This is a genomic window from Pseudoalteromonas rhizosphaerae (genome assembly GCF_028885455.1).
Taxonomy (GTDB): domain Bacteria; phylum Pseudomonadota; class Gammaproteobacteria; order Enterobacterales; family Alteromonadaceae; genus Pseudoalteromonas; species Pseudoalteromonas rhizosphaerae.
Genome location: NZ_CP118496.1, coordinates 383,179 through 402,733 on the forward strand (window position 1 = coordinate 383,179; position 19,555 = coordinate 402,733).

The 19,555-nt window shown below is 39.5% G+C and carries 17 protein-coding genes; 5 read left to right on the plus strand and 12 right to left on the minus strand.

Annotation, left to right across the window (positions count from 1 at the left end):
* Positions 1–73: 73 nt before the first annotated feature.
* From PVK79_RS01800 to PVK79_RS01820, 5 genes are all read right to left on the minus strand, one after another.
* Positions 74–2,302 carry an NACHT domain-containing protein gene (locus PVK79_RS01800; protein WP_257325189.1) on the minus strand — a complete coding sequence of 743 codons (2,229 nt, stop codon included), beginning with the start codon at positions 2,300–2,302 and terminating at the stop codon, positions 74–76.
* A complete protein-coding gene (locus PVK79_RS01805) occupies positions 2,289–3,491 on the minus strand; it encodes an AAA-like domain-containing protein (protein ID WP_257325190.1) in 1,203 nt (400 codons plus the stop codon). The genes PVK79_RS01800 and PVK79_RS01805 overlap by 14 nt, the downstream gene beginning before the upstream one ends.
* Positions 3,492–3,683: 192 nt before the next feature.
* A complete protein-coding gene (locus PVK79_RS01810; protein WP_149982278.1) occupies positions 3,684–3,929 on the minus strand; it encodes a DUF3297 family protein in 246 nt (81 codons plus the stop codon).
* A 79-nt stretch (positions 3,930–4,008) separates the two neighbouring features.
* Positions 4,009–4,221: a hypothetical protein gene (locus tag PVK79_RS01815; RefSeq protein ID WP_257325191.1), complete on the minus strand. Its 213-nt coding sequence runs from the start codon at positions 4,219–4,221 to the stop codon at positions 4,009–4,011.
* 72 nt (positions 4,222–4,293) lie between these two features.
* The gene (locus tag PVK79_RS01820) at positions 4,294–4,455 is read right to left on the minus strand and encodes a hypothetical protein (protein WP_257325192.1); all 162 of its coding nucleotides are present in this window, start codon (positions 4,453–4,455) and stop codon (positions 4,294–4,296) included.
* Positions 4,456–4,630: 175 nt separating this feature from the next.
* On the opposite strand from PVK79_RS01820, the gene PVK79_RS01825 reads away from it, so the two are divergent.
* The 5 genes from PVK79_RS01825 to PVK79_RS01845 all read left to right on the plus strand — a co-directional run bounded on the left by PVK79_RS01825 (position 4,631) and on the right by PVK79_RS01845 (position 12,341).
* Entirely contained in the window at positions 4,631–6,703 is a 2,073-nt protein-coding gene (locus PVK79_RS01825) for a TonB-dependent siderophore receptor (protein ID WP_257325193.1), read from the plus strand.
* A complete protein-coding gene (locus PVK79_RS01830; protein ID WP_257325194.1) occupies positions 6,693–7,838 on the plus strand; it encodes an acetyltransferase domain-containing protein in 1,146 nt (381 codons plus the stop codon). Before PVK79_RS01825 ends, PVK79_RS01830 begins: the two co-directional genes overlap by 11 nt.
* A 399-nt stretch (positions 7,839–8,237) precedes the next feature.
* Positions 8,238–10,511 (plus strand): ferritin-like protein, encoded by a 2,274-nt coding sequence (locus tag PVK79_RS01835; protein WP_257325195.1) that lies wholly within the window; start codon positions 8,238–8,240, stop codon positions 10,509–10,511.
* 13 nt (positions 10,512–10,524) lie between these two features.
* Complete coding sequence (bufB, locus tag PVK79_RS01840; RefSeq protein ID WP_182757862.1) at positions 10,525–11,466, plus strand: MNIO family bufferin maturase; 942 nt, start codon at positions 10,525–10,527, stop codon at positions 11,464–11,466.
* A complete protein-coding gene (locus tag PVK79_RS01845; protein ID WP_182717537.1) occupies positions 11,463–12,341 on the plus strand; it encodes an HvfC/BufC N-terminal domain-containing protein in 879 nt (292 codons plus the stop codon). The genes bufB and PVK79_RS01845 overlap by 4 nt, the downstream gene beginning before the upstream one ends.
* A 45-nt stretch (positions 12,342–12,386) precedes the next feature.
* On the opposite strand, the gene nudB is transcribed toward PVK79_RS01845, so the two are convergent.
* The 7 genes from nudB to PVK79_RS01880 all read right to left on the minus strand — a co-directional run bounded on the left by nudB (position 12,387) and on the right by PVK79_RS01880 (position 19,442).
* Entirely contained in the window at positions 12,387–12,830 is a 444-nt protein-coding gene (nudB, locus tag PVK79_RS01850; RefSeq protein ID WP_257325196.1) for a dihydroneopterin triphosphate diphosphatase, read from the minus strand.
* Between the two features lie 65 nt (positions 12,831–12,895).
* Positions 12,896–13,624, minus strand: coding sequence for a sulfite exporter TauE/SafE family protein (locus tag PVK79_RS01855; protein ID WP_257325197.1), 729 nt, complete (start codon positions 13,622–13,624; stop codon positions 12,896–12,898).
* A 28-nt stretch (positions 13,625–13,652) separates the two neighbouring features.
* Entirely contained in the window at positions 13,653–14,342 is a 690-nt protein-coding gene (locus PVK79_RS01860; protein ID WP_257325198.1) for a pirin family protein, read from the minus strand.
* Between the two features lie 116 nt (positions 14,343–14,458).
* A complete protein-coding gene (locus PVK79_RS01865) occupies positions 14,459–15,355 on the minus strand; it encodes a LysR family transcriptional regulator (protein WP_149982269.1) in 897 nt (298 codons plus the stop codon).
* Entirely contained in the window at positions 15,348–17,201 is a 1,854-nt protein-coding gene (locus PVK79_RS01870; protein ID WP_145240191.1) for a monovalent cation:proton antiporter-2 (CPA2) family protein, read from the minus strand. Before PVK79_RS01870 ends, PVK79_RS01865 begins: the two co-directional genes overlap by 8 nt.
* Positions 17,202–17,253: 52 nt before the next feature.
* Positions 17,254–18,105 carry a pirin family protein gene (locus tag PVK79_RS01875; protein ID WP_145240193.1) on the minus strand — a complete coding sequence of 284 codons (852 nt, stop codon included), beginning with the start codon at positions 18,103–18,105 and terminating at the stop codon, positions 17,254–17,256.
* A gap of 446 nt (positions 18,106–18,551) precedes the next feature.
* Positions 18,552–19,442 carry a DUF4097 family beta strand repeat-containing protein gene (locus PVK79_RS01880; RefSeq protein ID WP_145240195.1) on the minus strand — a complete coding sequence of 297 codons (891 nt, stop codon included), beginning with the start codon at positions 19,440–19,442 and terminating at the stop codon, positions 18,552–18,554.
* Positions 19,443–19,555 lie beyond the last annotated feature (113 nt).

Genomic DNA, 19,555 nt, shown 5'->3' on the forward strand with positions numbered 1-19,555 from the left:
ATTTTATGGCGATAGAAAACGAAAAAGACGCGATGGCGTCTTTTTCGTTAAGCTTATAAAACTTAGATAACGCTTAACTCAGCGCGTACTTTTTCTCAAACTCAACCACTTGCTGCAAAATCTCATCAACACTTTCTTGTAATTCACCGCCCATTTTAGTGAGCTCATGGGGGAAGTCATCTTGCATCAAGGTCATCAAGGCATACCAAACAGGTTTGCATTTATCTTTTAAGGCGTGTTCAGGTAGCTCTAATAGCTCTTTTGTTTTATAAAGCTGCTTTTTGGCCATAAGCAAAGTAAAGTAAAGAGCAATAGCATTATCGTGAAACTTTATGTCATAGGTTCTACCATTACTGTCAAGGTATTGCATAAATAAATTATAACTTTGTGGTAGCTTTTCAGTCCATAATGAAACTACGGAGTAAAGGCATGTTACATACGAACTTGGCTGCTTTTCATACGCTGTTTTAGTCAGTTCAAGAGCTTTTTCGTGCTCATTACCTAGCTGAAAATAAAGCGAGGCTAATTGCATTATGGAATCTTCTACATCAGCATCAATAGCCTGTATGTAGCAAGTTTTTGCCTTATCAAATAGTTGTTGTTCTTGATATAAAAAGCCTAAATGTAAAAGAGCATTTTTTTCATTTAGTTCAAGTGCTTGCAGGTAACGTTCTTCCGCTTTATTAAATTGTTGTTGATCTTGGTATAAATAACCTAGGTTAACAAGTGTATAAGAGCTTCCTTTTGTTATGGCCTGTAAGTAATACTCTTCAGCTTCAAGGTACAATTTTTTTTCATGATACAGATGACCAATAGCTCCTAAAACGTTTGCGCTATTCTTTTGCGATTTTATGAGTAACTTAATCGCCTCATCGATCTTATTTTCATAAGTTAGCTGCCATGCCTCTTTTATAATTTCTCTATCTGATGCTGATAGGTCATTAACGAAACTGGATTTTTTTGACGTTAAATAGGTTTTGGTGCTTTCTTTCATTTCATGTTCGGTGTTTATATCTAAACCAGCATAGCTGAGCGCTTCACACATGTGATAAACGTAAGAGTCATGAATTTTACCGCCACGAATTGCGGTCATAAAATTTTTGGCTCTACGTTCTAGGTCCGCAGGGTTGCACCAGGATGTTAAAAAGTTAACTAACCACTCGACTTTTTGGCGATCTTTTTTACGGCCAAAACGCATTAAATACCAAATATTAAAAAATCGCTCTTCAATTTTATAAATCTTATTTTTACCGATGGAAATAGATTCAACAATGCCGTACTTAGTTTCTAATTGCTTAATCTGGGCGGATACGGTTTTACTCTCTAAACGAGTTTTTTTTGCAATATCTTTAGTACTGATGCCGTCCCAGTTCATTGCTATGGTGTGCGTTATATCTTGCAAAGTATCAGGTAGGTCGTCCATGCGGTGTTTATATAAAGGGGTGGCATCATCGAGTATTTTTAATAAGTCATCAAAGGCATTACCGCCATCATCTACAAAAATATCGAAAAGCATTACGATTGTTCTCGGTACACCGCCGGTTAAACGGCGTAAAGTTTCTATACGCTCGGGGGTATTTTTAATGATACTGGCTATTTTTTTCTTTTGTTGTTCATCGCCCATACTGGCAAGAAAATCAAAACACTCCTGTTTGTTTAAACCGGTAAGTTTAATAATTTTAAAAAATTCGTAAAACGGTTTTCCGTAGTCAAAATGCTGCTCTAGCATTTTAGTTGAACCGCCAATGATTTTTAGAGTTGGCGATGTGAGGAGTATTTCTCTGAGTCTGCGTTGCTCTTTTTCTTTTAATTTGCCTAGTAGCTCGTCAATGTTGTCTATCAACAGTAATAGTTTTTTATTTTTCGCTTTTACTGATTTTTCTAAGTATGAAAAGCTTTTTAGTTCGTAGTCGGCATCGTCAAAATGGCTTTCCATATCATCATGTATGGTAGCAAGGTCATCTTCGGCTGTGCATTGTAAATAATCAGCAATTTCTTCCCATAAGCGACTGAGCGAACGAATTTGATATTGTTCCTCTGAGAATTTTATAGGAATTAGAAAGTCGGCTAATGTTGGCTCTGCTTGTACTGCGAGTTTTATTTTTCTTAAAAGGGTTGTTTTGCCCTGACCTCGCTGACCGACAATTATAAAGTGTTGGCTAGGAACCGTGTAATCACTATTTTTTATGTCATCAAAAATGTCGTCAAAATCATGATTTCGCACAACAAACTTAGCTAAAAATTCTTTTTCATCAATTTCATCAGGCGTGTATTTATAGCGTGAGTAATTAGTTTGCGACATTTTTGTTCCACCACATTCTTAAGATCGGAGAGTTAAATTGATAGGTTTTATTGTTGTCGTTATTGTTAATATAGCCATCGTATATTAGTGAGTGCAGGCAATCTTTTGCTTCACTGTCGTTTAAGTCATGTTTACTGGCAATATTCATAATATCGAGCAAGTTAATCTCTTTTTGGTTCGAAATAGCATTCAGTACTTCTTTACAAAATAAATACTCATTGTTGCCTAATGCGGTTTTCAGCTTACTTTGCCAGCTCTCAAAATGATTGCGGTTATCTAATGCATTTTGAATTGCTTGATCAATAACAGTTTGGTCAAGTTTTTGCCCTCTTCGGCATATTTTTTTAATTTCTTGAGTGATGAGTTGGATATAAAACGGGATCAGCCAATGTATGGTATGAAGTAAATGATCAATATCAGTTTTATTGATTTTAATCTCTGCGCTTTTGAACAGTGCGATAGTAAACTGCTCTGCTTCGGGGAAAGTTAAAGGCGGGACTTTTATATTGTTTAAATCGTTAATGTGTTTAATAGCGTCAATTTTGGATACTACGCTCTCTAAGCCTATAGAGCCTGCGTCAATTTTGGATACTACGCTCTCTAAGCCTATAGAGCCTGCGTAGATAAAAGTCACTTTTTGTGAAAACTTCTGATCTTGTCGTAATTCTCTATGGGCTTTTAGTAAGCTGATTGCGTTTTTAGATTCTTCGTACTTTATTATGTTTTCAATGGTCTGAGCAAACTCATCAATCATAATGATGAGCTTTTTATCATGATCTAAATCTTTAATTAGTCGATAAAAAGCTTGTTTATGATTTAGCTTATCGCCATCACCAAACTCAACGCCTTCCATCGTTATAGATCTGACGTTGATATTTTTAATTTGATCCATGAAGTTTTTAGCTTTTGTTTTTAGGCTTGCAATAAAGTCTTCTTCCATTAGCGCATTAAAAACTTTTGACCAAAACTCTGCCTCAGAATCCGCTGACTCTGTATCAATATAAATGGGGATATAATTTGCTTTAGGCTCATCAACTATTTTATACATTATTGATGTTTTACCTACACGGCGAGGAGCGCATAAAAGAATATGACTGCCGTTGTCTATTGCTTCCCAAATGTCTGCAAGTTCATAGGGTCTACCCCAAAAGTTCGTACTTCTCGCAGCCTGACCAACAATGTTTTTCATAACACACCTCGTGACAAATTATATTTTGTCAGGTTAGTTGGCAAATTATAATTTGTCAAACTTAATGACAAATTATAATTTGTTATAAAGTTTGCTCTGTATTGGCTTTCGTTAGTAAGGTGAAATTAATTAAAAGTTAAACACAAAAAAGCCGACTTCAGTCGGCTTTTTCATTTACAGTAAACAGTTAGTTTACTTATAAAACGCTTCTACTGTGCCTTTTACTTTCATAAGTAATGGCTGGCCGCGGCGGTCTAGTGCTTTAGGTGCGGCTACTTTGATCCAACCTTCACTGATGCAGTACTCTTCAACGTCAAAACGCTCTTTGCCGTTAAGTGTAATGCCGATTTCATGCTCGAATACTTCTTCTACATAAAATTTGCTACGTGGGTTGATCGAAAGTTGATCTGGTAATTCTGGTTTATTTGTATCAGTCATAATTGTGATCTGCATTGAATATATTGTGTGCCATTGTAGGCAATACAGGCCTTAGGCTCAATATACTGATCAAAATAAATTAACTGCACAGTTGCTTTGATTGCTTAATACAGTGGCTAATTATTTCGTCACGAGTGACATCTTTGTCAAAGCAATAATCAAAGCGCATAGTGAGGTTAGTCGCTTGCTCTTGCTCAGGCCAATGCCATTTATGAACAAGTTGTCGGGTAGCCGTTTGTAGCTGGCGGCCATAGCGTTTTGGATCGGTATTATTTATTATTATATTCTTCACTGTGCCGCTTTTTGAAATGACAAAGCTGGTTTCTGCATAGCCTTTACCCTGAATATTCAATAATTCTAGCGGTTATTCATGATTAGGTATTTTTTGTAGTCGGTGCCAAACACCTTGTAGATCTAAGTATTGAGCTTGAATGTCTGCTATGGGCCTTTTATCTGAAATATCATTACTTTGCGATAAAGTATTAAACGAAAAAATTAAGCAGGCTATGTAAACGAGGGCTTTCATAATCATCCTTAAATATTGCTCAGAGCTAAACCTTAACGTAATTTGCTTATAATTAATAGCTTGATTTTTAGACAGGTTTATTTATTTTTTATTAAACTAAACGTTATAATGTATCACTATTTTTTAGTATGTTATATTATATCCAAACAAACCTAGCTATTATTAAAAGTGGATCATGAAGTACTCAGCATTAACTCTTGTCTTTGCAGCACTTTCTTTTGGCTCTAATGCCACAGAATCAGATATAGAAACCATCACCATTGCACATAAGCAAGCCTTTAGAGGCGATATTCCGCTTAAAGAATTACCGCAGTCAATTACCACATTAAGTAAAGAAATGATGGTTGATAATGGCATTACCAAGTTTAGAGATGCACTGGATTTTTCTGCCAGTATTTCTCGTAAAAATAATGGCGGGGCATTGTGGGATAGCTACTCTATACGGGGGCTATCGGGTAATGAAAATATGCCATCCGGCTATTTAATTAATGGCTTTAGTGGTGGGCGAGGTTTTGCGGGACCACGTGATGTATCTAACATTGAATATATTGAAGTGTTAAAAGGTCCTGGTTCTGCACTCTATGGTCGTTCTGAACCAGGTGGTACAATTAATATCATTACTAAAAAACCACAGTTCTATCAGCAAGGCCAGTTAAAAGCTGAACTTGGCAGTGAAGATCATAAACGTGTGCAAGGTGATTACACTAACGGCCTAACTGAAGATATTGCATTTCGAATTAATGGTGCATGGCAAGATAGTGACAGTTTTCGAGATCACGTACATCATGATAAGTTTGTGATCACGCCTTCTTTGTATTACAGCATCAATGATAAATCGTCATTAACGTATGAGTTTGAGTACGTTGACCAGCAGCAAATGTATGACCGAGGTATTGTTGTACTTAACGATAATTTTGACACCGTACCTAGAAGTCGCTTTTTAGGTAACCCTAATGATGCGCCAACTAAAGTGCACTCTCGCGGACACCAACTTAATTATGACTATGACTTTAATCGCGACTGGTCACTCTTATTGGGCGCTAACCATCGTACCGCTACGTTAACAGGTTTTTCGTCTGATGCTGAACTATCTCCTCCAAGACAGACTTTGTCTTTAGATAATCCTATGCTTACGCGTCAACACCGTTATAGAGATTATTACTCTAATGATTTGTCAGTACGCGCAGAATTAAGTGGTCATTTTGATCTTGCTGATATCACTAACCATGTTTTGATTGGTGTTGATGGGTATGACTATGAGCTTCGCACTGGGCTTTATCGTTATCGTGGTGGTAAAGATACGTACACATTAAATATTTATCAGCCAAACTACAGTGAAGGGCAAGGCCCCGATGTTGCGCAACTGTATGAAAACAACGAAAAGCAAAAGGCATACGGTATTTATGTACAAGATCAGTTAGACCTTACCGAGCGTTTTAAATTAATGCTGGGATTGCGGTTTGATGAAATTGAGCAGAATATTTTCGAGACTAAGTCAGGCGTTGCCTCAGATAGCACGATGAACCGACTTAGCCCACGGCTAGGGATGGTATATGAGCTAAATGATGCGATTAACCTTTATACCAGCTATTCCGAAGGGTTTATACCTTTAAGTGGTACTGATGCTAAGGGTAAATCGTTTGGTTTTGAAGAAAGTGATTCCTTTGAAGTGGGTGTGAAGTTTGGCTTTGACAACGTTAGCGGTACCATCGCTTTATTTGATGCTAGCAAAGGCAACATGTTGGTGGCTGATGATAAGGGTTATTCAAAACCTATTGGTAAAGTAACCAGTAAAGGTATTGAGGTTGATCTGACTGGTAGTTTAGGTGAAAACACTCAGTACACACTTTCGTATGCTTACGTAAAGGCTGAAACAGCCAAAGACATGATTAATGTTGAGTGGTTAGAGCCTATTCCTAAAGGTAGCCCGTTAGTTAACGTACCAAAAAATAATTTTTCGCTTTCTTTAAATCACAATACCCGTGTACTTGAGCAAGACATTAAATTTGGTGGTCATTATCAATATATTTCAGAGCGACTAGGCGACCCAATAAGCTTATCTTTTAACTTACCAAGTTATCAGCTGGTGGGTTTATTTGCTCAATGGCAGGCGACTGAACGGACAAATGTTTCACTTAATGTTGATAATGTATTTGATGAAAGCTACATAGCCAGTAGCTACAACGCATTATGGGCCTACCCTGGTGCACCAACACAGTTTAAATTGGGTATAACATATGACTTCTGAACAAGTTAAAAACCGTATTCACAGTATCGATATTATGCGTGGCGTGGTTATCTTACTCATGCTACTTGATCATGTGCGAGAGCGTTTTTTCTCGCAAATGCCGGTATTAGACCCAATGGATGTTGACGTTACCTCTCCAGGGCTGTTTTGGAGCCGTTTTGCTGCGCACTTTTGCGCGCCAACCTTTATCTTTTTAACAGGGCTTTCGGCGTGGCTTTATAGCCACCCAAGCTCAGGTAAAGTGCGCTCTGCTCGTAGTTTTTTAGTTAAGCGGGGGTTGTTTTTAATTGCCCTTGAAGTTACGGTTATTTGCTTTTTGTGGATTTGGTTTATCCCGACTATTTTTCTACAAGTGATATGGGCTATTGGCCTGTGTATGCTGGCTCTGGCATTACTAATTAACTTACCGCAACGACTATTGTTAGCATTGGGTTTATTGATTGTTTTTGGTCATAACTTACTTACACCAATTACCTTCAGTCCTGATGAGTGGGGTTATACCTTATGGACTATTCAGCACGATCGCGGCTTTATCTCTGAAGGTGGTTTAGTTAATGTCAAAATCAGTTACCCAGTATTACCTTGGATTGGGGTTATATTACTTGGTTACTGCGCAGGCCCACTGTACGCACATAATCGAGACAGTGAAGATCGTAAACAGTGGCTGATTGGTTTGGGCTTAGCGTGTATAGCGTTATTTGCTATTTTACGCGGCTTAAATATCTATGGCGAAACGCTACCTTGGCAGCAGTTTTCAACAGCAGTGCAAACGGCTATGTCGATATTTAACGTTACCAAATATCCACCTTCACTGAGCTTTTTATTAATCACTTTAGCGCTGATGTTTTTTGGCTTATGGTTTTTTGAGCGTCCGTTAAATCGCTTTAGTAATGCTTTAAGAGTGTATGGCTCGGTGCCGATGTTCTTTTATATTTTTCATCTTTACGTTTTATTGATTTTATACACAATTTGCAGTGCTATTTTTGGTGCTAATCATGGTGCATATTTTGCCGTAAATGATATTACATGGATTTGGTTAATTACGGTTGTGTTAGCCGTTACGTTATATTGGCCAACTAAGGCATTTAGTCACTATAAGCGCAAAGCAAATAAACCTTGGTTAAAGTATTTATAGTAACAAACAGCGGTTATAGCGCCGGCTATTTATCCACTTGTTATACCTAGCTTTTGGGGCTGGGTATAACAAGGATATTCAGTATTAAATCTTACTTGCAAATCTACAATGATGCCGATAGAGGTAAATATTCGCAGTAAAATGATTGCTACTAGCGGGTAAACGATATTACTGAGCCGAAACAGCATAATGCTTGTTGGGTGAACGGACGCCACTTTAATGTGCTTATCAACGCGCTTTTTACTGTTTTTGAATAAAGTATTAGTTTTACTTCTGTACCAAATATCTACTTTTGTAATGTATTGTAATACTGCATCGCTGATGAAACCTTCTACACTCATTTGACTTACGCGACAAGTTTCTTGGTCGCATATAACTGTCATCATGGAGCAATTGAAAATGCAGAGTGCACAAAAGGCGGTAAGGATTAACCTCGATCTTGATCTTAAAGTCAGCATCAAACAATACAAAAAAATTAAAGAGCGTCCCGTAAGTTACAAAGACGCTGATATTGCGTGTATAAAAGCCATCGCACAAGCTGCGATTAACGTTGAGTTATTTACCATCCCGTTATATATGACAGGTCTGTATTCAATACAAGGCATGCATGCAATAGGTGGGGATGAAGGCTTGTATCCCGAGCGTTTATGGCCTGGGTTAGGGGCAACAGCAGGCTTTATTCCTAATGAACGAATAGCAAAATTAGATATTACTCCAACGCCAAAACCCAGCAAGCCACTGAGCGTAAATGAACAGGCGTTTAATGCTGTTTATAGTGTGTTTATAGAAGAAATGCTGCATTTACAGTTGGCTTCTAATATCGCCAGTAAACTAAATCTAACTCCTTCATTTACCAGTAATGCACTGCAAACAGAAAAGTTTGGTTGGCATTGTTATGACGATACAACGCAAATCCCGCATATCTTAGATTTTAAAGACTGCAGCCGTGATTTATCAAAACTTAGCCCTAAAGTGAAAGAATACTTTACAACTCACTTTCAGGGTCAAACGCTACAAGATATGCGAGTCAATGCAGCTGCATTGACAAAAGAGCAGGCTTTACTGTTTTTATTGATTGAAGAAACCGAGGAAAGTGCAAAAAAATTAATAATTAATAAAGATTTAGATGGAGTTCGCCCTAAATACTTTGAAACAGCTCCTTTTGATTGGTTTAAAGCAACAGATACAGAAGTTGATTTACCTATGTTTGGTTCTATCGGGCATATGTATTGCTGTTATTGGGACTATCTTGAAATTGTGTATGAGGATGGTAGTAGCTTAATTGATATTTTGGTGAATCCAGCTAAACCTGATTCCGTGCAACGTGATTACTTTAATACTCGTGACTCAGCCGAATATAAACCGCAATACCCGGGGATTAATGGTTCAATCAATGAAAGTAATGATCTAGATAAGTTAAAAATTGAAATTGTTAATAATATCAATGCAATAACGGATCAAGGTGAAGGTAAAGGTGTTGTTTCTGAAATCTGCAGCCGCTGGGCGGCAGAGAGTTGGGTAATAACGTATTTGCAGCAACAAACGGTAGCATTGAAAAGCACACCGATTGAGGCAGATGATCATCAGGTCGCTGCTAAGTTTCAACCTAATGCTGATAACCTAAAAGAAGATTACCCAGCGGATAGCGCTGGGCAAAAGCCACTTCCGTTATCTGGTATTGCATGCGCACGTATTACAAATACTAAAAAAGATCATTTTATTACCTTTGCTGATGTACTTGATTTGATTATTCAATATGAATACCAAGAGGGTCAATCTTACAGTGATAACAACGCGGCCCAAGTGTATATGACCTGGCAAACGTGGCATAACTTGTGCGGTAAATTTACAGTAGCAATGCTTAACCCGCAAGGTGGCGATAAGGCTAAGCATAAGCACCCAGATTTACCTGCTGTAGTTGATGTAGAAAAAGCATTGAATAATTTGTTTTCTAGCCCTGAACGTCGTGCACAAACACATCAAATTTTTAGTGAATCAGCGGTTGGCACTTTAAAAGGACTTACCACAGCATTGGATCGCTATTGGGGTGGTAAAACGACTGAGTTTCCAGGTCCTGCAATGGGTGGTTCGGGCGATCGAGTATCTATTTGTTGGGCTACAACAGGGCAGGCTCCAGATCTGGTTGCGGGTATTGCGGATATGTCTAAGGATGTTTTATACCATGCATGCCAAGGTATGGATTATACAAAAGAAAATTCAAATAATTTGCCTCCCGCAACAGTTTTCCACAGCTGTAAAGGTTCGAACAATTGCAAAGCGCAAGGTGGGTGTGGGTTTGTGCATAGCACAACACCGGGAGGAAGCTGTGGTGGTAGCGCCCCTGCTGATGGTCCATTTAGCGCTCCTGCAAATAACAAATGTAATAATTTAGGTGGCTGTGCTGTGCCGATTTCTGCCTCGCAGCTATTCCCAAAAGAGCCATCAGCAAAACCCCAGATGCAATTGTTTGAATTTGGTGATGGACCAGACTATGCATCTACGGCTAAACCATATACCGACCCAGAAACAGGTAAAGTTCTAGAGCAAATGCCATTTAAAGAAGGTGATGCGGTTTACAGTATCGCGTGGCAGGCCTATTGTAATGCAAAAGGAGTGCAAACTACGCCGCCACCTGCAGATGATATTCGCTTAGCGCTTCCGCCTTCAACTTAATTGGATTGAATACATGACATCATACATACAGAAGCAGCCTTTTGCTGCTTCTGCTATTGAGCAAATAAACCCGCTAGGCTTTGGTTTGGGGTTGCGCAGTGAGCATTATCCGTACTTAATGCAAAAACCAGTAACAGGGGTTGATTGGTTTGAGATCATTAGTGAAAATTACATCGATAATTATGGCTATGGCCGTCATGTATTAGAACAATTGATGGCTGATTTCCCTATTGTTATGCATGGTGTGTCTATGAATATAGGCAGTAGCTCTGCGCTTGATTTTGACTATTTAGAAAAGTTAAAAGCATTGGCGGATTTTGTAAAACCAGCGTGGATATCAGATCATCTATGTTGGACAGGCTTTGCAGGAGTAAATAGCCACGATTTACTACCTATGCCGCTTACTGAGGAAAGCTTAAAGCATGTTATTAACCGGGTTAATCAGGTACAAGACTTTTTACAGCGGCCATTAGTGCTGGAGAACCCCTCTACTTATTTAGAGTTTCAAAACTCGTCGCTCACGGAGCCGGAGTTTTTTACGCAGCTGGTCGAACAAACACAGTGTGCTATGCTGCTAGACGTTAATAATGTTTATGTGTCGGCGTATAATCACGGTTTTTGCCCAAGGACATATATAAAAAACTTACCGCTTAAAAGTATTGTGCAAATGCATTTGGCGGGGCCAACACTCAGCGGGCATTGTTTGATAGATACCCATGATAAACCAGTTCCTGAACCTGTATGGGAATTGTATCAACTCGCGCAATCTTTATGTGGGCCTGTCTCGACTTTACTGGAATGGGATGCAAATATTCCTGCGTTTCCTAAATTAGTCGCTGAGTTAAACAAAGCTAAAACTGTATTAGCGGGTCAAATTCCTCATGCTCCAGTACAAAATAGCCACCAACAAGGTTGTATTTCTACACCGCTGGTTTTAGCTAAAGAGAAATTATGAGTGAACATTCATTGAGGCAAGTGCAACATTGGTTGCAAACAGTATTAATTGTTCGTGGTGATTTGGATGATAAACTCTTACAGGCATATGCGCATGATGGCGTTATGCTTGATACGCTAATTAAAAGTACAGATAAAATTTCAGCCCAGCAGCGAGTAGATATTTACGCTGCAGGTTATGTGCTAAGGCTTGTGGATTGTTTACGTTGTGAGTTTTCATTGTTGGCGCAGTATATGGGAGATTCGTTATTTTCCACATTTGCTAAAGCATTTATTGTGACGGTGCCTTCTAAAAGTTGGAGTCTATATTATTTAGGTGAGCAATTTGCCGAATTTTTAGCACAAACTAAACCACAAGGTATAATCGATGTTGCTCAACAAACTATGGTCGATTTACCTGCTCAAATAGCCTTATTTGAACGCACCAAATCTGAGGTGTTAGTAGCCCAAGGTCTTGAAAAAAATGTAACGGCAACCGAGCTTTCTATCGAACAGCAAATGCTCACGTGTTTAGTAAATAATACTGATATTCAAGCGGCGCCTTGTTTGCGGGTAATAACATTAGATTACCCTATTTTAGAGCTCATTTCACAAATTGAAGCCTGCATAGCAAAATTAGAAGTAATGCCTGATGAGTTGATTTTACCTATTCAGCAACCATGTTACCTTGCTTTAACACGTATACATTATAGATTTAGAGTCTGGTCTTTAGCTCATTGGCAGTATTTGCTACTCGGTTTTTGTATACAAGGAAGTAGCTTTAATATGGCGATTAAGCAAACAGCATTACAGCTAGAGGTTTCTAGCGATGAGTTAACCTCAGACGCAATGATGTGGTTGCCACAAGCAATCAATATGGGCTTATTGTTTCAATAAGTGCTACAAGTAAGCAGTTAACCCAATTGATAACAATTAAATAAACTATAGCGCCAAGATTTCATCGCGATTACTTGGCGACCAGGCTTTGTCAGCCGCTTGTTGTTGCGTTAGCCAAATAAAATCGGTGTGCTCATTCGGATCTAAAGTAATGGCGATATCATCGGGTACGCAAATACTAAAAACATACTCAGTATTAATTAACGCATTGGCTTGATAGCGGTGTCGCCATGACTCTCTAATGGTATATTGATTGGTTTTTTGGTGATCACGTATTGTTAAACCCAGTGCGCAGGCATCTATCCCTGTTTCTTCTAATAGCTCACGGTAAGCTGTCACAATAGGCGTTTCGCCTTCATCAATCCCGCCGGTGACTGATTGCCAAAAGTTAGCATCATCGGTACGTTGGATCAGTAAACAGTCTTTATTTTTTTTATAAATAACAACCAGTACAGAGAAGGGTTTACGAAGTGGTTGGTTATTTAACAAAATAGAGCCTTAAATAGCGTTTGTTGAATCAGTTTACCTAACTACGAAATGTTTAACTAGCCAGATCACATCACTAACAACCAAATACCCAGCAACAAGAGTAGTACATTCATTATTTTCAGAAACTGCGCAGTATTGAGTTTGCCCTGCAACCAGATCCCTAAACGATTACCACAAAAAGCAATCGGCAAGCTGGCAAGTGCAATTAATGCCCACTTTATTTCGATTAAACCCAGACTAATAAAGCCAATAAGCTTGACGGCATTCATCATCGCAAAAATAATCGCCACAGTTGCGACAAATCGTTTCGGTGGTAACTTAATGGTACTGAAATACATTATTAAAGGTGGGCCGCCAGCATGTACTAAGGTACTTGCAATACCGGCTAAACCGCCCATAGAGAAGGCACCTAAACGGCTATTTAAGGCACTAAAAGTAAACTTGCTAAAGGCTAAACTGCGAATAGCAAACACTATACATAAAATAGCAATCGCTGTTTTTATAAACGCCGCATCTAACCAGCCAATTAACGCATGTGCAATAACTACGCCTACCAATAAACCCGGTAGTAAGCGTTTAAGTTGCTGTATATCCCATTGTTGCCAGTAACTTTTTAAACTAAAGACATCGGCAACAATAAGTACTGGTAGCATCAAACCGATTGCGGCAACAGGGGGCATCACTAGCATTAGTAAAGGGACACTAAACACTCCAAGCGCTCCTGCAAAGCCTGCTTTTGACACGCCGGTGAGCAATACGACAAATGCGATGATAGAGAGGGTTGTTACTGTCATTAGTTTTTCTACTTACTGATTATTTACTTTATGCTGGTAGATCAAACCACAGCGCTTCTAAACTGCTGGTGGCTGTTAATGTTACCCGTTCATTGCGATTTAGTGCAAAGGCATCGCCGTTACTAAAATTTTGCTTGTTAGCGTCTATATTCCCGCAGATAATATGCAAATAACCTTTTCTATCCGCTGTTTGCAATGTATGCGATTGACCCTTATCAAGTTTTAAACGATAGATACTAGCATCTTGGTTGATGCTCACGCTGCCGTGTTCGCCATTTGGTGTAACAAGTGGTGTAAGCTGAGTTGTTTGCGGAATACTTTTTTGCTCATAGCTAGGGGCTATACCACGCAATTTGGGTTGTATCCAAATTTGTAAAAAGTGCGCTGTTGCTGAATTTGAAGCATTATATTCGCTGTGCATAATGCCACTACCGGCACTCATCCGTTGCACGTCACCAGCAGGAACAATGTATTCATTACCAGTGCTGTCTTGGTGTTTTAATGCGCCGGAAATGACATAGGAAATTATTTCCATATCTCGGTGTCCGTGAGTGCCAAAGCCTTGACCAGCAAGTACTTTATCTTCGTTGATCACTCTAAGTACCGACACCCCCATGTGTTTTAGATCATGGTAATGGCCAAATGAAAAACTATGCTGACTTTGTAACCAACCAAGATCAACTTGGCCGCGCTCGCTGGCTTTGCGTATGTAGTGCATAACTTAACTCCTGATTAAACGCTAATTTGAATAGCAGCAGTATAAGTTTTATAAGGAAGATTAAAATCGCTTTTAAAAGGACTATTCGTTCTAATTAATAGAATGAAAGCCCTTGGTTAGCAATCAAGATCAGCCTGCATTACTTGATATCGTAACTCGCCAATGAATGTGCGCGCTGCCGGGCCAAGGCGATCACCGTCTTTAAATAGTAAATGTAGCATGGCACTGCGCTTACTATTGTGGCTAAGATTAAGGGGCTTGAGCCGATTTTGTGCTAACTGATTGGTAATCGCTGTGCTAGGTAGCCAAGCAAAGCCTAAGCCGTTGCTGATCATATCAATGGAAGTCCGCATATGGCTTACTGTCCAGCGCTGGTCGGCACCTAACCAGCCACCGTCTTGTTTATTGTGTAAGGCAGAATCGCGTACCACAATTTGTCGGTGCGATTTTAAATCTTCAAGGGTGATAGGCCGAGTGATGCTATGTAACGCATGATCTGGGTGCGCAACAGCAGTAAACTCGATATTGCACAACTCTTCACTAAACCCGGCTTTGCCAGTGAATCCCGATATTGCAATATCGGCACTGGTGTTCTCTAGTAATTCATTCGCGCCAGTCAGTACTGATTCGTATAATTCAATACGTAATAATGGATACATTGCCGAGGTATTGTTGAGTACTTTATAAAGCAGTGCTTGCGGAAAAACTTCATCAACAGCAATACGTAATTTGCTTTCAATCCCCTCACTGAGAGTCTGCCCAATTGCTTCTATTTTGGCGGCTTCATCGAGTAGGTAATTAGCGCGGCGCATCATCATCTCACCAGCTTCGGTGATCACGGTTTTACGTCCTTCAATAGTAAATAACTTAACACCTAAAGCGGTCTCAATTTTACCAACAGCATTGTGAATACTTGATTGGCTTTTATAAATTTTTAGTGAAGCTTGATTAAAACCGCCATGTTCAACCACAGCCCTAAACATACGCCATTGCTCTAAAGTTATTTTAAGCATCTTTATGGTTGTCCTCGCAGTCACCTTGGTCACAGGTATTGAGTGATTCTCTGGCACGTTTATCTTGATTGAGTACTTGTTTTAGATCTTCAGTACGTTGGCGTACCGCTACACCATAACTGTGATCATCGCCCCACAGTTTTGCTAGTTGCAGTACTGAGGCACGATCGTGCTCTCTAAATAAGTGTCCTGCGCGCTGCGAGTCTTCCTTTGAATTTCCTAATAGTTCTAGGGTTTCAACGGCAAGGTTGATGGCAGAGTCAACGGTTTCTCGGTTAAACGCATCAACGTGCAAATTAAGTAATTGGTAAGCATGGCGACGATCTTTAGCGCGCGCCACAATCTTTAAGTGCGGAAAGTGTTTGCGGACAAGTTTAACTATTTCGAGAGTTTTGTCGGCATTATCAATAGCAATAACCAGTAATTGTGCGGTATCAGCTCCAGCGGCTTCGAGTAGTTCTTTACGTGCTGCATCACCATAATGCACCGTATTACCAAAGCGACGCAGCAGATCAATTTGGCTAGGACTGTGATCAAGGACACTAATATCATACCCTTGGGTGCTCAGTAAGCGCCCCATAATTTGTCCAAAACGGCCGTACCCAGCAATGATTACGTGTTTGGCTGGGCTTATCTGCTCTGGTTTATCAAACTCAGGTTTTGTTGTTGTGTTGCTACGTTTTTGTAATGTGTCGTAAAGCATTAATAGTAAAGGGGCTATTAACATTGAGATGGCCACGACTAAGGTGGTTAAGTTGCTTTGTTCTGGGGTTAAAATTTGCAATGTATTAGTCATCGTCAGGAGTACAAAAGCAAACTCACCACCTTGTGCTAGGGCTAAAGTGAATAACAGTTGCTGGGTATGATGAATTTTAAAAGTTCGTGCTAAGGCATACAAAACAGCGGCCTTTACAACAATTAAAGCTGCAACCAATGTAACCACTAAAGTAAATTGATTAAATAACAATGCAAAGTCGATAGAGGCACCGACAGCGACAAAAAACAATCCTAATAACAGTCCTTTAAAGGGTTCTATATCGGCCTCTAACTCATGACGAAATTCACTTTCTGCCAGTACCACACCCGCTAAAAAAGTCCCTAACGCTGGAGATAAGCCAACATTTTGCATAATCAGCGCAATCGCTACCACTAAAAATAACGCAAATACAGTGAATATTTCCCGCATTCTGGTTTCAGCAATGTACCTAAATAGTGGCGCAGAAATATACTTACCAGCTAAAATAATTGCCGCGATCACTGTTACTGAGGCGGTTACTTGCCCCCAAACTGGCCAATCGGCAGTTAGCGAATTATGCGTGCTGGTGGCATTTAACATTGGCTCAAACGCCAATAATGGTAGTAATGCTAAAATAGGAATAACGGCAATATCTTGAAATAGCAGTACCGAAAACGCATTTTGGCCGGCTTCATTTTTCAGCCAACCTTTTTCTTCCAGACTTTGTAGCACAATTGCTGTTGAAGAAAGTGCGAGCATTAAACCAATTGCTAGTGCTGTTTGCCAATGCATGGCCATAAACCAATAACAAATTGCAAAAATTACCGCCGCTGTTAGGGTTACTTGCAACCCCCCAAGCCCTAAAATAGAGTGGCGTAACTTCCAAAGCCTAGCAGGTTGTAGTTCAAGGCCGACTAAAAACAGCATCATTACTACACCAAATTCAGCAAAGTGCATAACAGACGTTTGATCGCCCACTAACCCCAGCAAATACGGGCCAATTAAAATACCTGCCAGCAAATAGCCGAGCACGGAGCCTAACCCAAGGCGTTTTGCGATAGGCACCGCAACAATGGCTGCGGCTAAATAAATTAATGCGATCTCTAACATAGTTGTCCTTTGCTAATACTGGCTAACTTATTATGCCTTAAAATACTGTTTACTATAGCGGAATAAATTCTTTATCGTCACCAGGGATTTTTGGGAAACGTTGAGTTTGCCAGTCTTGTTTTGCCTGCTCTAAGCGTTCTTTGCTATAAGCAACAAAGTTCCAATGCAAGTATGGGACTTTTTCAAATTTATCGCCACCGAGCAAAATAAAGCGTGCATCACTGGCAAAGTGAATATCAGTATCGAGGTTATCAAGTAGGATAAAATCACCTGCTTGATAATCCTGTTGACCCACGGTAACGCTTCCATAAATAACATATAACGCGGTTTCTTGCTGTGGGTTAGGCGACTTAATTTGACTATTGGCGCTGCCAACCACATCAATATAAAACATGGGGGAGTAGGTTTTAACTGGGGAGCTTAATCCGTAAGCTTCACCAACAATTAAGCGCATCATGATACCTTCATGAATTATGTGTGGTAGTTGCTGTTTTTTTATATGGGTGAATGAAGGCTCAATCTCAGTCATATTTTCTGGTAGCGCAATCCAGCATTGTAAGCCGTCAATATGATGCGGGTTAGCGCGCACTTCAAAGCTTTCTCGTTCTGAGTGAACAATGCCTTTACCTGCCGTCATCCAGTTCACATCGCCTGGGTGGATTTCTAAATTATTACCTAGCGAGTCGCGATGTAAAATGCTGCCGCGAAATAAATAAGTGAGTGTTGATAAGCCTATGTGCGGGTGAGGGCGAACATTGATCCCTTGGCCAACAGGAAAATCGTTTGGTCCCATGTGATCAAAAAAGATAAATGGTCCCACCATTTTTTTATCAAAATTAGGCAGTACGCGCTTTACGTTTAAGCCACCAATATCATGTTCAGTTGGGTTGAGTATTTTAGCCATGTTTTGCTCCTTAAAGGTGACCAAGTAGAGTCACGTTGATTCGATTAATTGAATACATAAGTTATAGCCCTAACAATAGATGATCACTTAATTTCGAGTGTCACTATTGATGCTTGATTAATAATATACTCAGGTTAAAAGAACGAAAATTAGTAAAAATAGGTGTTAACATTCTTTTTTAAAGAATTTTAATGGTGTGTTGTATGGCACTAAAAGGAGCTTTATGCGTAGTAAACAGTGCTTACTATTACTTGTTGATGTTTTTAATGCAAAATACCGCAGGTAGGGAAACTAACGATGACACATTTACGCTCATCAAGCATTGCGATAAGACGCTGAGGGTATTTGCGATTAGCAAAATATAGCAGTTGTTGTGATCACACGACCGACAACACAAAATTAGACAGTAAAAAACGGCCAATTACTTGGCCGTTTTACATCAAGAGTTAGTTAAGTTTTACTGGGCCGTTGATATTATCGATGCTCAAATCACCAGAGCCAGCGTCAATGATGGTGAGACCTTTACTGTCGTTAACACGAATACTGCCTGAGCCATCCTCAATGGTGACTAGGCCATTTACATGTTCAACATAAATATCACCCGATTCATCTTCAATGGTGATGTAACTGCCTAGAGTTTTGGCATTGATGCTGCCAGAGTTATCGTCAATATCTACGCTGCCAGTGATATTAGTAAGGGTTATATCACCCGAATCATCTTCAATAGTCATATTGCCAGCAACGTTACGTGCAGTAATACTGCCAGAGTCATCACTGATCTCTACATTACCAGTAATATTTTGCAGATCGATATCCCCTGAATCATCGTCAATTGTGACGTGATGACCTTGATCAATACGAATGCTCCCTGAGTCGTCATCTATAATGATATTACCTAGTACACCAGCAATATCTATATCGCCAGAGTCATCGTCAATCTCAAGGTTAAATGAGCTTGGCACAGTAATAACTAAATCAATACTGGGTGAATTACCTTGATATACCACTATTCCTGATGAACTATAATTTTTTGCTATAAGTACGGCTTTATCGCCTTTTTGTTCCAGAGTAAGTATGTAAGGGTCATCACTTTTTGCTGTATAAATAGTGGCATCTACGCTGATGTTAGTTGCTGTGGTTGAGCCGATCACTTTAAGTGAACCCGCCTCAGCATTAATACTTAGTTGCTGTAATTGTGACGCTGATATTGAGCGTTGCTGCTGTTGTTGTATATTGGCTGACGAGGTTGAAACATGCACAATACAGCCACTGAGAAACAATAGGCTAGTGGCAATAGGAAGGGCTTTGGCTAGCAAAGAAAGAGGTTTGTTGATCATTATTTATTTTCTCATTGTTAATTATATTTTACGATTTGCTAATTTATAGCAAAAACAAAGCCAAAATTTAATGATTTGTTTTTATTGGTTTTTATTTTTATTATCAGATAAGT